The sequence below is a fragment of the Oceanococcus sp. HetDA_MAG_MS8 genome (assembly GCA_019192445.1).
Taxonomy (GTDB): domain Bacteria; phylum Pseudomonadota; class Gammaproteobacteria; order Nevskiales; family Oceanococcaceae; genus MS8.
In genome coordinates this window covers 99,753-114,721 of the sequence record JAHCMK010000004.1, presented here as the reverse complement: position 1 = coordinate 114,721, position 14,969 = coordinate 99,753, and the positions used below count along the sequence as shown (strand labels likewise).

The following is a 14,969-nucleotide window of genomic DNA, read 5'->3' as shown; positions in this document are numbered from 1 at the left end:
TATCTTGTGTTCGGGATGCGCTGTCAACCCACCATCTTGTGTTCATAAGGGGTGGGACACACTATGCATAGTCTGCGAAAAAGCTGTGGATAAGCGCCAAAAATCCGCCAGAAGCAGGGCCTTGCGAGCCCGCCTTGCTATGCTCCGCGCTTCACCAAAAAAAATATTTTTTTATGCTGACTTGTGTGTTGCTGACCGGTGGCTCCGGAACACGGCTTTGGCCGCTGTCGCGGCGAGATTTTCCCAAGCAATTTTTAGCTTTGGATAACGAGGCCAGCTTGCTGGAAAACACGGTGCAGCGCATGCGCGGCATCTGCGCTGATCAGCAGTTGCTGGCGGTGGGTGGTGAAGCGCATCGCTTCATTGTGCGCGAGCATTTAGATCGCCAAGACGCCCATGCAGCACCCGTGCTCCTTGAGCCCTGTGCGCGGAATACCGCGCCAGCCGTGACCTTAGCGGCCTTACACGCCGCCGCAACCACTGGGCCCGATACCATTTTGCTGGTCAGTCCTGCGGACCACGTGGTCCGTGATCAGGAGGCTTTTAAAGCGGCGGTGCGCAGCGCCATGCCCCTGGCTCAGGCCGGCGCTTTGGTTACCTTTGGCATTCAGCCCGATCGCCCTGAGACCGGCTATGGCTACATCCAGGCTGGCGCGCAGCGGCCGGATGGGGCCTTCGACATTGCGCGCTTTGTGGAGAAACCCGATCTGGCCACCGCCCAGAGCTACTTGCAAGATGGGGGCTACACCTGGAATGCGGGGGTTTTTGTGTTTACCGCAGACACGTTGCTCAGCGAGATGCGCCAGTTCGCGCCAGACATCGTGCGTGCCTGCGAAGAGGCTTTGGCCGGAGAAACGCAGGACGGTCTGTTTGTTCGCGTAGATGCCCAAGCCTTCGCGGCCTGTCCGGAAGACTCTATTGACTATGCCGTGATGGAGAAAACCGACAAAGCCGTGGTGCTGCCCTTGGATTGTGGCTGGAACGATGTGGGGTCCTTCAACTACCTGCGTGAGCTCGGCAGCCCGGATGCCGAAGGCAATGTGCAGCGCGGCGATGTGCATATGCAGGATTGCAGGAATACCTCGGTGCTGGCCCGCTCGCGTTTGGTGGCCGCGGTGGGTTTGGATGATCTGGTGGTGGTGGAAACCGATGACGCGGTGCTGGTTAGCCGTGCAGATCGCCTCCAAGAGGTCAAAACCGTTGCCAAGGGCTTAGATGCGCAGGGGCGTAATGAAGCCGTACACCATCCCCAAGTGTTCCGCCCCTGGGGGTCCTATGAGGGTGTGGATGCGGGACCGCGCCACCAGGTAAAGCGCATTGTGGTCAAGCCAGGGCAGAAACTGAGCCTGCAGATGCATCATCACCGCGCGGAGCATTGGATCGTGGTCAAGGGCACTGCCAAAGTGAGCTGTGGCGATAAGACCTTTTTGCTCACCGAAGACCAATCCACCTACATCCCGCTGGGCACCACGCACCGCCTAGAAAACCCCGGCACCATTCCTTTGGAGCTGATCGAGGTGCAAACCGGCAGTTATTTAGGTGAGGACGATATCGTGCGCTTTGAAGATGACTATGGACGTAAACAATGACCTTAGATGATCTCAAAGCCGCTTTTGAGCTGGCGGGCGATTGGGAAGAGCGTTACGCCATCATTATTGACCTGGGCAAAAAAATGCCTGGGCTGCCTGCCGAGCTGCAGGTCGAAGACAATATCGTGAAGGGCTGCATGAGCCAGGTCTGGATGGTGGCTGAAGTCGACGAGCAGGGCCGTTTGCATGTCCGCGCGGATTCCGACGCTTTGATCGTCAAGGGCTTAATCGCGGTGCTGCTCCTCATCATTGCCGATAAAACTCCGGCTGAGGTTGCCCAGCTCGATATAGCGGCCGAAATGGATGCTCTGGACCTAGCCCGGCACGTAAGTGTGAACCGCCGTAATGGCCTGTCCTCCATGGTGCTGCGGGTCCGCCAACTGGCGGCAGAATCGCTGGCGGATTGAGCGTATTCCTGCGGGCGGTTTGGTCGGAAGTGCCGCTGCGGTCGTCGGTGTGGGGGCGTGCCGTCTCACTGTAGGAGCCGCCCCGTCCGGGCGCAGGATCAGGCCCCGCAGGGGTGGCGGACAGGAGGTCCGCCACTTTCAGTGGAGGCAGGATGCCGACTCTGAAAGCCCCGCAGTCCGGGCGGAATAGGCGGCGACGTGTGAGACGGTACGCCCCCACAGCGAAGGTCAGTGACTGCCTTTAGAGACGGGCCTCCACAGCTTGCATGGTCCCACGCCTGCCTCTTCTGAATTGACGCGGCCGTCGCGACTCTTACAGTGAGATTTCACGCCCCCACAACGGCCATCATCGACCACAGACCGAGCATGCCTCCACAGCCTGCTTGGTCCCCCTCTGGTATCTGCTGCACTGACGTGGCCGGTGCGACATCCTTAGTTTGGTATGTCTCGGGGCCGCAATGGCCTGGAATCGTCTTTCCGATTGCATAGGAGGCGACTCCTTCATCGTGAGCGCAGTCGGGACACTGGGTGTTCAACGCGACAATCGCGTTTCCAGAATCACCGAAGTTTGGGTGCGCAAAATACCCTCCAGGGCACTGACTCGGTCTAGCACCTGATTCAACGCGGGCGGCCCGTCTGCTTCGACTTCTACGATCAGGTCAAACTCCCCGCTGATGGCATGCAGGGCTACGATTTCTGGAATGCCCTCCAGCAGGCGATTGAGACGGGGCGTTAATCGCTGCTCCACAGTAATGAGCACATGGGCCCGCATGCGCCCCTCCAAATAGCGATCGCCTAGGACCACCGAGTAGCCCTGAATGACACCCTCCGACTCCAATTTCTGAATACGGCTTTGCACGGTTGAGCGCGACACTCCCAGGGTTCTTGCTAAGGCGGAGGTGCTCATGCGGGCGTTGTGTCTGAGCGCTGCGAGTAGCTGCCGATCCAGCTCTTTCATCAAAATGTATAAGAGTTTCGTCAAATTGCAGTATAGAGCAGCGCAATCGACCAAAGTTTTCACTAGGAATCGACACCGTCGCTGCTTAAACTGGAGAGCTTGCTAAAACCACATGTAACAAAAGTTGTGTGGGTGATGCTCAGCCCTTTTATTCGCGCGACCCCTTAGTTGCCGTCATTCTTGGAGAAAATTTGATGACCGTGGACCGCACCACTTTTGATGCCGTAATGGCTCCGAATTACAACCCCGCCGCGGTCATTCCGGTGCGTGGTAAAGGTGCGCGACTGTGGGATCAAGAAGGCCGCGATTTCATCGATTTTGCCGGTGGCATCGCGGTGAACTGTTTGGGGCATGCCCATCCCAAGTTAGTGGCCGCCTTGGAAGAGCAGGGCCGCAAGCTTTGGCATCTCAGCAATGTTTACACCAATGAGCCCGCACTGAAGTTGGCGCAAACCCTCTGCGAGGCCACTTTTGCCGACAAGGTGTTTTTCTGTAATTCGGGGGCTGAAGCCAATGAAGCGGCGTTGAAACTGGCGCGGCGCTGGGCTTATGACAAATTCGGTGAAGACAAAGACCAGATTATTGCCTTCAAGCAGGCCTTTCACGGCCGTACCTTCTTTACCGTCACCGTCGGTGGGCAGCCGGCCTATGCCGAGGGCTTCGGCCCCAAACCCGGCGCTATTGACCACGTGCCCTACAACGATCTGGCCGCGCTGGAAGCGCTGATTTCCGAGCGTACCTGTGCGGTGATGCTAGAACCCTTGCAAGGGGAGGGCGGTGTGATTCCGGCCGACCCCGATTTCCTGGCAGGCGTGCGTGCCCTGTGTGATAAGCATCAGGCGCTGATGATCTGCGACGAGGTGCAGTCTGGTGTCGGGCGCGTGGGTTCTTTGTATGCCTACCAGGAATACGGAGTGACACCCGACATTCTCACCACCGCTAAAGCCTTGGGCGGAGGCTTCCCCATTGGGGCAATGCTGAGCACGGCCGAGATCATGGAGCACCTCAAGGTAGGTACCCATGGCAGCACCTATGGCGGCAACCCACTGGGCTGCGCCGTGGCTCAAGCGGTGCTGGATGAAGTGAATCAGCCGGCCTTCCTGGCCGGCGTTAAAGAACGTGAGCAGCTGTTCCGCGAGCATCTCGAGGGCATCAAGAGCCGCCACGGCGTTTTCGCCGAAGTGCGCGGCAAAGGCTTGCTGCTGGGCGCCGTGATGGCCGAGGAGTATCAGGGCTGCGCCCGTGATGTCCTCAACGCAGGGGTTGCCCATGGTGTGATGGCCTTGGTTGCCGGGCCGAATGTGGTGCGGATGGCACCGGCGCTGAACATTACTCCTGAGGACATCGCCGAAGGAATGCAGCGACTAGATAAGGCTGTGGCTCATTGGCTGGAGCAGCGCGCAAGCGCCTGAGGCCCATCATGATGATGCGCATCCGCCCAATTGCCGCACCGGATTACCCGGCTCTACTGCACTTTGCGGAAGAGTCCGGGCATGGGTTTACTTCGTTACCCAAGGACGAGGGGCAACTCAGCGACCGTATTGAACGGGCTGTGGCAGCGGTGAACACCAGCGAGGACCATACTGGGGCGGCTGGATACCTCTTCGTGATGGAAGACATCGACTCCGGGGCCGTAGTGGGCACCACGGGTATCGAAGCCCGAGTGGGCCTGCAGGATGCCTTCTACCACTATCACCTGAGTAAGGTCGTGCATCACTCGCGAGAGCTGGGCATTTACAACACCCAGGATGTGCTGACGCTGTGTAACGACTACACCGGCGTGTCAGAACTATGCACCTTGTTTTTAACGCCGGCGGCTCGTGCGCGGCAAAACGGGCATTTGCTGTCGCGCTGCCGCATGCTGTTTATGGCCGAGCACCCACAGCGCTTTGCTGATCGTGTCATCGCCGAGCTACGTGGCGTCAGTGATGCTCAGGGGCGGTCTCCATTTTGGACTTGGCTGCAGAAGCACTTTTTCAGCATGGATCTTGCCGATGCCATTCACCGGGTTGGCATGGGACAAAAATCCTTCATCGCTGAGTTGATGCCGCATTATCCGGTGTACGTGAGCTTGCTCGACCAAGCAGCGCAAGATGTGATCAGCGAGGTTCACCTGGAAACCCGTCCTGCCCGCCGTTTGCTAGAAAAAGAAGGCTTCACCTTCCGCGGTTATGTGGACATCTTCGATGCCGGGCCTTCGGTGGAGGCTTACCGTAAAGATATTCGCAGCGTGCGCCATTCAGAGCGCTACATCATCGCCGCGGGTAACGGCTTGGCTGGTGCCCCTATGATGCTCATTGCCAATACGGCCGTTGCCGATTTTCGCGCCACGCTGGCGCCTGCGCGGGTCAACCCCGACACAGACACGCTCACCGTTGATCCAGAAGTTTTGCGGGCACTGGAACTAGGCTCCGGCGATGCGGTGCGCGCACTCCGTATTTAGCCTGCCTCCCACAACACAGCAGCGGTTCACATGCGGCCGCGCACTGCGTCGGCCGAAGTTGCACAGCCAGACGCTTATTCATACTTAGGAGAACCTGAATGACTACGCACTATTGGTCCGGCCAATGGCATGCCGGGACTGGCGCTGAGCAGCAATCCACAGACCCCGCCCATGGCCGCGTACTCTGGACCGGTCGTGCTGCAGGGCCCGAGCAGGTCGACGCCGCAGTTCTTGCCGCGCGCCAAGCTGCGCCAGACTGGGGGCGGCGCCCCCTAGAGCAGCGCCAGGCTTTGGTAGATGCCTTTGCGACGGCGCTTCAGCGCCATCAGGAAGACCTCGCGCAGCTCATCGCCGCGGAGGTGGGTAAACCATTGTGGGAGGCGCGGACTGAAGCCGCGGCCATGGTGGGCAAGGTGGGCTTGTCGCACAAAGCCCAGGCTGAACGCGCGGGGGAGCGTGCTCAAGCCATGGGGGCCGGCCAAGCTGTACTGCGCCATCGCCCGCATGGTGTGCTGGCCGTATTCGGTCCGTATAACTTCCCGGGTCACCTTCCCAATGGTCACATTGTTCCCGCCTTGTTGGCCGGCAATACCGTGGTCTTCAAACCCAGCGACCTCACACCCGCAGTCGGTGCCGCCATGCTGCGCATTTGGGAAGAGGTGGGCTTACCTGCAGGCGTACTGAACCTCGTCCAGGGCGGGGCTGAAACTGGAAAGGCCTTGGCCGGTCACGCGCAGATCGACGGCCTGCTATTCACAGGAAGTTCGCGCACCGGCCGACTGCTTCATGAACAGTTTGCGGGGCAAACAGGCAAGTTGTTGGCATTGGAAATGGGGGGCAATAATCCCTTAATCGTCGATGAGGTGGCCGACACTTCGGCTGCTGTGCACTCCATTATCCAGTCCGCGTTTATTACCAGTGGACAACGCTGTACCTGTGCGCGGCGGCTGTTTTTGCCGCAAGGAGCTGCTGGTGATGCCCTGCTGGCAGACCTCATCGACAAAACGGCGCACATTCAGCAAGGGGCCTGGGACGCTGAGCCTCAGCCCTTCATGGGGCCGGTGATCTCAGCCGCTGCGGGGCAGGCGCTGGTCGCCGCGCAAAGCCGCCTGCAGGAGTTAGGCGCAAGCACCCTGCTGAGCATGCAGGCCCAAGCCGACAACGCCGCTTTTGTATCGCCAGGCATTGTGGATGTGAGTGCGATCAGCGACAAACTGCCAGACGATGAATATTTTGGCCCTTTATTGCAGGTGATTCGCTACACCGATCTGGATGCGGCGATTCAGGGAGCGAATGCCACCCGCTATGGGCTGGCTGCAGGCTTCATCGGTGATGATGAGTCCCGCTATCGCTATGCATGGGAGCGCATGCGCGCTGGGATTATCAATTGGAACGGCCCCACCACAGGGGCCAGTGGTTCGGCCCCATTTGGCGGTATTGGTGACTCCGGTAATTTGCGGCCCAGCGCTTGGTATGCGGCCGATTACTGTGCTTATCCCGTGGCCTCCGTTGAACTGTCGCAAGCCTCGTTGCCGGCCAGTCCCGTCGCCGGTTTGCCTTGGACTGTGGAGGAATAAGCGTCATGCAGCAGCAAGATTTTTTTGCCCGGCTATGGGCGGACTACCTCAGTTTCGCCCCCAGCGCCCAGCCCATACACGCGCTACTCGGCCAGGGCCATCCCATTGTGAATGACCACATCGCCTTGCGGACCTTCAATACGCCAGAGTTGGGCTTAGAGGCCTTGGATCCACTGTTCACACACATGGGTTTTGTCATTGGCGACCATTATCGATTCGCTGCCAAAAAGCTACGCGCCCGGTACTACATCCACCCCGATCCAGAGGTGCCCAAAATCTTCATCAGCGAGCTGTTACTCGAAGAGTGCAGCCCACGCTTGCAGGAGTTGGTTGCGCCCTTGTGCGCCCAGGTGCCGGTAGACGCTACCCAGAGTCCGGCTTTTTTGGCCTCTGGCCGCCATTGGGATCTGTCTTTTGCGGTATATGAAGAGTTGCTTCAAGAGAGCGAATATGCGGCTTGGTTGGCGGCCTTAGGCTTTCGCGCGAATCATTTCACGGTGGCCGTGAATCAGCTTCCGGGTTACGACTCGGTCGCGCAGGTGAACGCTAGGCTCAAGGAGGCGGGCTATACCCTGAATACCTCCGGAGGCGAGATTAAGGGCTCGGCCGAGGTGATGCTGGAACAATCATCGACCTTGGCAGACCGAGTGTCGGTGTCATTTGCTGACGGCGATAAAGTGATTCCGGGGTGCTTTTATGAGTTTGCTTACCGTTATCCACAAGCGGATGGAGAGCTCTACCAAGGTTTTGTAGAAGCCAGCGCTGACAAGATCTTTGAAAGTACAGACCTGCGTCGCTGACCCTTGGAAGGAGCCTGAGTAGATGGATACCCCGCTGACGCTGCTACAGCAGCAGCTAGGTGCGGCTGATGCTGTGCTCCGTGCCGAGGACGACCGACGTCGCTACGCTGGGGATCGCTCTCGGCTGCAGTCCGAGTTGCCCTTGGCGGTGGTGCGCCCCTCCAGCGTGGCTGAAGTTCAAGCGGTCGTGCGCTGGGCACGGGAGCACAACATTGCCTTGGTGCCTGCTGGTGGGAGAACGGGTTTGTGCGGTGGAACCCAAACCACCAGTGCTGAGGTTCTGCTGTGCCTGGAACGCATGAATCAATGCCTGGGGCGTAGCGTGGTGGATCAAAGTCTCAGTGTTCAGGCCGGCATGGTCACGGCCCAGGTGCATAGTTTGGCTGCGGAGATGGGTCTGCACTTTCCTGTGGATTTTGCCTCTAGCGGTTCATCCCAAATTGGCGGCAATGTGGCCACCAACGCCGGTGGTATTCATGTGATTCGCTATGGGATGCTCCGAGATTGGGTACGCGGTCTCACGGTAGTTACGGGGGCCGGAGAAGTGCTGAAGCTGCAGCAAGGCCTCATCAAAAACAATGCAGGCTACGATTTTCGACACCTGATGATTGGCTCCGAAGGCACCCTGGGAATCATCTGTGAAGTGACATTAGGCCTGACAAGCCCGCCGGTAGATACCAGCGTGGCCGTTTTGGGCTTGCCAGATTTGGAGGCCGCTACGCGAATCTTGCCCGCTGCGCGCACCAAACTACCCATCACGGCGTTTGAGTTCTTCTGTGCGCGCTCACTGCAGGCCGTTCAGGCTCACTGCGGGGTCGCGCCGCCTTTTAGTAGTGCTTGCCCCTACTACCTGCTCATGGAGTTTGAGCATGCGGAGCACAACCAAGCCCTGATGCTGGCTCTCTTTGAGGAGCTTCTGGAGCAAAACCTCGTGGTCGATGGCGTCATCGCCGGTTCTGGCGCCGATGCCAAACGCTTGTGGGGCCTGCGGGAGAACATCTCCGAGAGTTTGTCGCCACTCAAGCCCTATAAGAACGATGTGAGTGTTTGCGTGTCGCAGCTGCCGGACTTTGTGACAGCGGCTCAAGACTTTTGTAGGGAGCAAGCCCCAGAGCTAGAGATAGCGTGGTTTGGACATATCGGCGATGGCAACCTGCACATTAATGTGTTGCCGCCTGTGAGTTGGACCGCGCAGCAGTTCCACCGACACTGTACCAATCTGGCCCAGGGTTTGGCGGCATTGCTGCATGAATACCGGGGCAGCGTATCTGCCGAACATGGCATCGGGCTACTGAAAAAGGCTCAGCTTGGCTTTACTCGCAGCGCGGCCGAAGTGCAGCTCATGCAGGGAGTCAAAGCTGTATTCGACCCCGATGGCATTCTCAACCCCGGGAAGATATTCGATGTGCCAGCGCTGGCCGTGGGCTGAGCTAGTACCCTAGCCTTTGGAGAACTTGGCGGCCTAGCGAAAGTCGTGATGGAAGACTCCCGGCTCGCTGCTGCCCTCCAAAGAGAGCATCTTCTGCGCTACGGCCATGGCTGGTGTGGCTCTGTAGGGGCGTAAGGGGCCCTGCAGTAGGGGGTGGAGCAAGGGCATCAGCCGTTGGCTGAGCGCTTCGGCAGGGCGGCGTTCCTGGCGCGGGCCTAGCAGTAAAGAGGGGTGCAGAATATCGACGCGCTCAAAGCCTAAGCCGGCTAGAGCGGAGTCGACCTCGCCTTTAATGCGGTTGTAATACACCACAGAGCGCGGATTCGCGCCCAATGCAGACACCTGAATCCAATGCTGTACCCCGGCCGCTTTGGCGGCATGTGCCAAATCCAAAGTGAGCTCGCGATCGATGGCAGCAAAGGCGGCTTTGGAGCCCGCATTTGCGCGCGTGGTGCCAAGAGAACAAAACACGGTGTGGATTCCCGCCAAAGCCTCTGCGGCAATGACGCGCAGATCAGCGGCGCAATGCCACTGCTCCAACTTGGGGCGCGACTCTGGCTGCCTGCGGGCCAGAATGGATAAGTTGCTGTTCTTACGCGCATTTTCATCGAGGAAACATTGCCCAATGAGCCCGGTTGCACCGATGTAAAGACGGTTATTTGACATGTCTTCAACTAAACCTAAAAGCGTAGACCTGCGGAGGTTACCGCGCGATGTCGGAAAATAGTCTTACCTGGCTGCAAAAGCTCCACAGCAGGCGTACAGTGCGCGCCATGGACAGAGCCTTTGAGCGAGGTGCCCAAGGCGCGGCATGTACTCGCCAACTGCAACGCGGACTGCGTGGGTTGCGCTTCGACGACCCTGAACTCGAGCGCGAGTTTCGCCGCCGGTACACCGATTTACACATTGGTCGCATTCGTGCGGCTATTGTGCTGGCGATTGGCTTGGTCGCTATGGCCGCGGTCCTCGACTTGTTAACTGCTCCGGACAGCATGCGCACCACATTGTTTGTGGAGAAGCTGCTGCTCATGCTGCCTATTCCGCTCCTGACCTTATGGGTGAGCTATCACCCACGTCATTATCGGCGCGTGGGCTATGCCATGAGTATGGCCATTGTCTGCGCCGGGATGATGCTGGCAGGCGTGGCCGCCCAAGCCGGGGTGGATGGGTTTGTGATGACCAATACCCCGCAGTTATTGCTGATCGTCTATACCTACTTCGTCAGTGCCTTACTCTGGCCTGCATGTTTGATTACGGCCTTGCTCGTCACCCTGGCGGCGGTTGCTGGTGACCTTGTTGTAGGACTGCCTCGGGCTGAGTTTGCGGCGCATTTGATGCACCTGTTCGCCGCCAATACCATCGGGATTGTTGGCAGCTTCATGTTGGAACGGGTCAGTCGGCTGGACTACCTGCATGCCGGAAGCGCGTCTGAGATGGCCGATATCGACCGGGTGACCAGCCTGCGCAGCGCAGCCTCCTTCGATCGCCGCTTATCCAGGTGGTGGGACAAAGCCACCCAGCGTGGCCGACCCATTGGCTTGCTGCTCATCGACCTGGATTACTTCAAGCGTTTTGATGAAAGCTGCGGCCATTACGCGGCCGAGCGTGCGCTGCGCGCGATTGCGCAATCCATTCAAGACCTGCGCAGTACTCAGGAATGCTTTCTGGCACGCATGGACGATGATGGGTTTGGCGTGATTATGCGCGATGCCAATGGGCCCGCTTTGGAAGCTTTGGCCGGAGACATCCGCGACAGTATTGCTGCTTTGCACTTGCAGCATCCTGATTCTCCGATTTCGAGTGAACTCACCGCGTCTATTGCTGGCCGAGTAGTGCAGCCGCGACATGAAGAGCAGCCCGCGAGTCTATCGAGCCAAGTGCGTCAGGACTTAGATCGCCTCAAGCGCTGTGACCGCAATAGCGTATGGATTGACGTTGCAGAGGACCTGCTTCCTCCAGACCCCACCGAAAAGGTCACGCCCTTTAGACGCCAAAGCGTCTGAGAGTCAGCACGCTAGAGCGTCTTAGCTGTTGCTTCATAAGTCCATTGGACGCCCTTAGCACCTTAGTAGCCAGAAGATGCAGGCATAAAAAACCCGGCGCGGCCGTGGGGCAGGCGCCGGGCTACGCATGTGATGCGTTTTAGGCTTCTGTTTTTGCTTCGCGCAGCATTTGTGCCAGCTCAACCAGCAGGGCTTCAGTGTCATCCCAGCCTAAGCAGCCATCGGTAATGCTCTGGCCGTAGTTTTCCGGTTTGCTTTGCTTGCCGCCAACCAAATGGCTTTCGAGCATGAGGCCAAAAATGCGCTGATCGCCAGCCGCGCGCCGGGCAATACAGTCGCGGGCAATCTCCGGCTGGCGTTCGGGTTTTTTGCCAGAGTTTGCATGGCTGCAATCCACCATCACCTGCGCAGGTAGCTCAGCTTTTTCCAGGCGAGCGGCTGTGTCTTCGATGCTGTCGCCATCGAAGTTTGGGCCATCGGAACCGCCGCGCAAAATGATATGCGTGAGCGGGTTGCCCGTGGTTTCAAAGATGGACACCACCCCCGTTTTGGTCAAAGACAGGAAGCGGTGGGGGTGCTGGGCGGATTTAATGGCATCGACCGCGACCTGGATGCTGCCGTTGGTCCCATTCTTAAAGCCCACAGGGCAGGACAGCCCGGATGCCATTTCCCGGTGCAACTGCGACTCGGTGGTGCGCGCTCCAATGGCGCCCCAGCTCACGAGGTCCGATAAATATTGTGGGGTGAGAATATCCAGGTATTCCACGCCCGCTGGCATGCCCATGGCATTCAGGTCGATCAGCAGATGCCGCGCCAGGCGCAGGCCATGATCGATGTCGAAGCTGTCATCGATGTGCGGGTCATTAATTAAGCCTTTCCAGCCGACGATGGTGCGGGGCTTTTCAAAGTACACCCGCATCACGATGAGCAGCTCTTGGTTGACCTTTTCCCGCAACGCGGTCAGCCGCTGCGCATATTCGCGGGCGGCTACGGGGTCGTGAATAGAGCAGGGACCAACAATGACCAGCACACGGTCATCCTGACCTTTGAGTACAGCCTCAATTTCAGAGCGGGTTTTTTGTACGGTCTGCGCGGCGGCGTCGCTAATGGGCGCCGCTTGTTGCACGGCAGCTGGTGTGGCTACCGGGCGGATAGATGCAATGCGCAGATTGTCGAGACGATGCATGGAATCCTTCCGGGCAATCAAATCGGTCTAGCATACCAAGCATGCGAGCAGACTTTGCGACCGGATTACCAATTGCCGCTTACTTACCGACCATCGTCGATACTTTGGGCCGGGAGCGCCGGCTCATTTTGCAGGCAGAGCCTGGCGCAGGAAAGACGACCACCGTTGCTTTGGCCTTATTGCAGTCGCCCTGGCTCCAAGGTCAGGTGTGGCTGACCCAGCCGCGCAGGCTAGCGGCGCGCGCGGCCGCGGCGCGTCTGGCCGTGAACGCGGGTGACAAGCAGGCTGGTGGTCTGGTGGGCTTGCAAACGCGTGATCAGACTGTGCTGGCTCCCACGAACCGCGTAGTGGTGATGACCGAGGGCGTTTTGGTGCAGCGCATCCAGCAGGACCCGGAGCTGAGCGGCGTGGGGGCTGTGCTATTGGATGAGTTTCATGAGCGCAGCCTCCAGGCTGATCTGGCATTGGCCTTGTGCTCGGAGGTCAGTTCGTCGCTGCGGGAGGACTTAGCTCTGGGGCTGATGTCGGCCACCTTGCAAGGGCAAAACTTAGAGCAGCGCTGGTCCGCTCCGCATGTGCACTGCCCTGGTCGCTGCTTTCCATTGCGCTACCACCACCGGCCGCATAGTTTGGACCAAGCTTTGGAGGGTGGCCTGCGGCAAGTGGTGCTGGAGGCCATAGAGCAGGGTTCTGGCAGCGTTCTGGTGTTCTTGCCGGGTGAGCGTGAAATTGCTGCGGCCGCGCGCAGCCTGCAGTCGCTGAGCACGCCGATATTTCCCTTGTATGCGCGGCTCAAAGCTGCCGAGCAGCAGGCCGCCTTACAAACTCAACAGCGCCGCATCATTTTGGCGACGGCGGTTGCCGAAACCAGCCTCACGGTGCAGGGTGTAAACACGGTGATAGACCTGGGCTGGTCGCGCTATGCCGAATACGATCCACGGGCGGGCTATAGCCGTTTGGTCACTCGGCGAGTGACACAGGCCCAGGCCGAGCAACGCGCGGGTCGTGCGGGTCGGATTGGGCCGGGGCAGGTTTTTCGGCTATGGCCTCAGGATGAGTTACTCCCACCGGCGCTGGCGCCGGAAGTACAGCGCGCTGACCTGAGTCCGCTAGCGATGGAGCTAGCCCGCTGGGGCTCAGCAGAGCTGCCGTGGCTAGAGCCACCGCATCCTGGACGGCTACAGGAAGCGCAGCAAAGACTGCGTCAGTGGGGTGCGCTGGAGAGTACAGGCCGCCTCACGCAGCAAGGGGCGGCTATGGCGCGGTGGGGTGTGGACCCACGCTGGGCCAGCCTCCTGGAGCAGGGGCATGGTTTGGGCAGCTCCGCAGAGCAGCTTTGCCTGTTAGCCATCGCAGCCATCGGCACGGTGGATCTTCCCTTGCCACAGAGCTTGGTCGACTTGGAGGAGATACTCCAAGCCTGGGCTGATCAGCGTCTGTCGCGCGTGCAGCGCTCCGCCCTGGACCAGGCTTTGCGCCGGCTGCGTGGTCGCGCTCCACGCGAATGGGGCTCGGCCCGCAGTTGGCAGCTATCTGCTGCGGTGCGCCAGGCCTGTGCCCACGCTTTTGTAGATCGCATTGGGCAACAGCGTGGAGGGGCAGGGCGTTTCAAATTAAGCGGGGGTGGCGGCGCAGTTTTGAGGGGGGATCCGGATTTGGCTGAGCAATCCTTCCTGGTGGTGCTGGATATCTCTGGTGGTCCGGAAGGGCAGATTCGGCGGGCGCTTCGTATTCGTCTCACAGAGCTGGAAGCGGCAAGCCCCGAGCACATTGCGCAGCAAGAGCACTTGCGCTGGGACCCCACCCGCGGGCAACTCCAATGCCGGCGAGAGCATCGGCTACTTGAGCTAGTGCTGAGTCAGAACACGGCGCCACTGCCGAGTGATGCCGAGCGCCTTGGCCAGACGCTGCTGCAAGTTCTGGTCAACGAGGCGGCCGATCAATGGCCTTGGACACCCCAGTTACGGCAGCTTCAGGCCAGAGTGGCCTGGGCGCGCGCCCAAGGCTTAGCTTGGCCGGATTGTAGTGATGCGGTGCTCAGGGCAGAGGCGCAGGATTGGCTGGCGCCATTTCTGCGCGGCATGAGTAGCCTGGAGCAGTTGCGCAGCGCCCACGCGCTCGAGCAGGGTTTAGGATTTCGGCTGCAACAGGTTTGGTCTGAGCTGCAAGGCTTTTGCCCATCTGAAGTGACAATTCATGGACGGTCGTGGCCATTGGACTATCTCGCACCCGAGGGGCCGGTGCTGGCCATTCCGGTTCAGCAAATGTTTGGCTTGGCCACGGGGCCGCAGGTGGGCCCCCATCAGTGCCCCATCTTGTTGCACCTACTCAGCCCGGCACGGCGGCCGCTGGCTGTCACTCGCGACCTTGGCAGCTTTTGGGCGGGCGCGTGGAAGGAGGTCCGCGCGCAGATGAGGGGGCGTTATCCCAAACATGATTGGCCGGAGCGCCCTGAGCTCGCAAAACCCCCTGAGCCTAGGCGCCGTCGCTGATGTTAAGCCGGCGGCGTTAACGCGGGTGCCAGGACACGGCGACCTAGGTGTTGATGTCTTCTGTTAAGGGACACCAGGGGCGTAT

The 14,969-nt window shown here is 59.5% G+C and carries 12 protein-coding genes; 9 read left to right on the top strand and 3 right to left on the bottom strand.

Translation table 11 applies throughout. From position 1 onward, the window contains the following. Positions 1-173: 173 nt before the first annotated feature. Positions 174-1,589, top strand: a complete 1,416-nt coding sequence (locus KI787_08915; GenBank protein ID MBV6630071.1) for a mannose-1-phosphate guanylyltransferase/mannose-6-phosphate isomerase — start codon at positions 174-176, stop codon at positions 1,587-1,589. Then, positions 1,586-1,996, top strand: a complete 411-nt coding sequence (locus KI787_08910) for a SufE family protein (protein ID MBV6630070.1) — start codon at positions 1,586-1,588, stop codon at positions 1,994-1,996. Before KI787_08915 ends, KI787_08910 begins: the two co-directional genes overlap by 4 nt. A gap of 532 nt (positions 1,997-2,528) precedes the next feature. Here the strand turns inward: KI787_08910 and KI787_08905 are convergent. Further along, a complete protein-coding gene (locus KI787_08905; GenBank protein MBV6630069.1) occupies positions 2,529-2,957 on the bottom strand; it encodes an Lrp/AsnC family transcriptional regulator in 429 nt (142 codons plus the stop codon). A 191-nt stretch (positions 2,958-3,148) separates the two neighbouring features. On the opposite strand from KI787_08905, the gene KI787_08900 reads away from it, so the two are divergent. The 5 genes from KI787_08900 (at position 3,149) to KI787_08880 (ending at position 9,203) form a co-directional block, all read left to right on the top strand. Beyond that, entirely contained in the window at positions 3,149-4,366 is a 1,218-nt protein-coding gene (locus tag KI787_08900) for an aspartate aminotransferase family protein (GenBank protein MBV6630068.1), read from the top strand. 11 nt (positions 4,367-4,377) lie between these two features. Then, complete coding sequence (gene astA / locus KI787_08895) at positions 4,378-5,397, top strand: arginine N-succinyltransferase (GenBank protein MBV6630067.1); 1,020 nt, start codon at positions 4,378-4,380, stop codon at positions 5,395-5,397. A 98-nt stretch (positions 5,398-5,495) separates the two neighbouring features. After that, the gene (astD, locus tag KI787_08890; GenBank protein MBV6630066.1) at positions 5,496-6,974 is read left to right on the top strand and encodes a succinylglutamate-semialdehyde dehydrogenase; all 1,479 of its coding nucleotides are present in this window, start codon (positions 5,496-5,498) and stop codon (positions 6,972-6,974) included. 5 nt (positions 6,975-6,979) lie between these two features. Beyond that, positions 6,980-7,774, top strand: a complete 795-nt coding sequence (locus tag KI787_08885; GenBank protein ID MBV6630065.1) for a DUF1338 domain-containing protein — start codon at positions 6,980-6,982, stop codon at positions 7,772-7,774. Between the two features lie 22 nt (positions 7,775-7,796). Continuing rightward, positions 7,797-9,203, top strand: a complete 1,407-nt coding sequence (locus KI787_08880; protein MBV6630064.1) for an FAD-binding oxidoreductase — start codon at positions 7,797-7,799, stop codon at positions 9,201-9,203. A 33-nt stretch (positions 9,204-9,236) separates the two neighbouring features. On the opposite strand, the gene KI787_08875 is transcribed toward KI787_08880, so the two are convergent. Next, complete coding sequence (locus KI787_08875) at positions 9,237-9,869, bottom strand: NAD(P)H-binding protein (GenBank protein ID MBV6630063.1); 633 nt, start codon at positions 9,867-9,869, stop codon at positions 9,237-9,239. Between the two features lie 107 nt (positions 9,870-9,976). Here KI787_08875 and KI787_08870 point away from each other — a divergent pair, with 107 nt between their 5' ends. Further along, positions 9,977-11,206, top strand: a complete 1,230-nt coding sequence (locus KI787_08870; GenBank protein ID MBV6630062.1) for a diguanylate cyclase — start codon at positions 9,977-9,979, stop codon at positions 11,204-11,206. A gap of 139 nt (positions 11,207-11,345) precedes the next feature. Here the strand turns inward: KI787_08870 and KI787_08865 are convergent, their stop codons facing one another. Then, entirely contained in the window at positions 11,346-12,392 is a 1,047-nt protein-coding gene (locus tag KI787_08865) for a 3-deoxy-7-phosphoheptulonate synthase (protein ID MBV6630061.1), read from the bottom strand. Positions 12,393-12,433: 41 nt separating this feature from the next. Here KI787_08865 and hrpB point away from each other — a divergent pair, with 41 nt between their 5' ends. Then, the gene (gene hrpB, locus KI787_08860; protein ID MBV6630060.1) at positions 12,434-14,884 is read left to right on the top strand and encodes an ATP-dependent helicase HrpB; all 2,451 of its coding nucleotides are present in this window, start codon (positions 12,434-12,436) and stop codon (positions 14,882-14,884) included. Positions 14,885-14,969 lie beyond the last annotated feature (85 nt).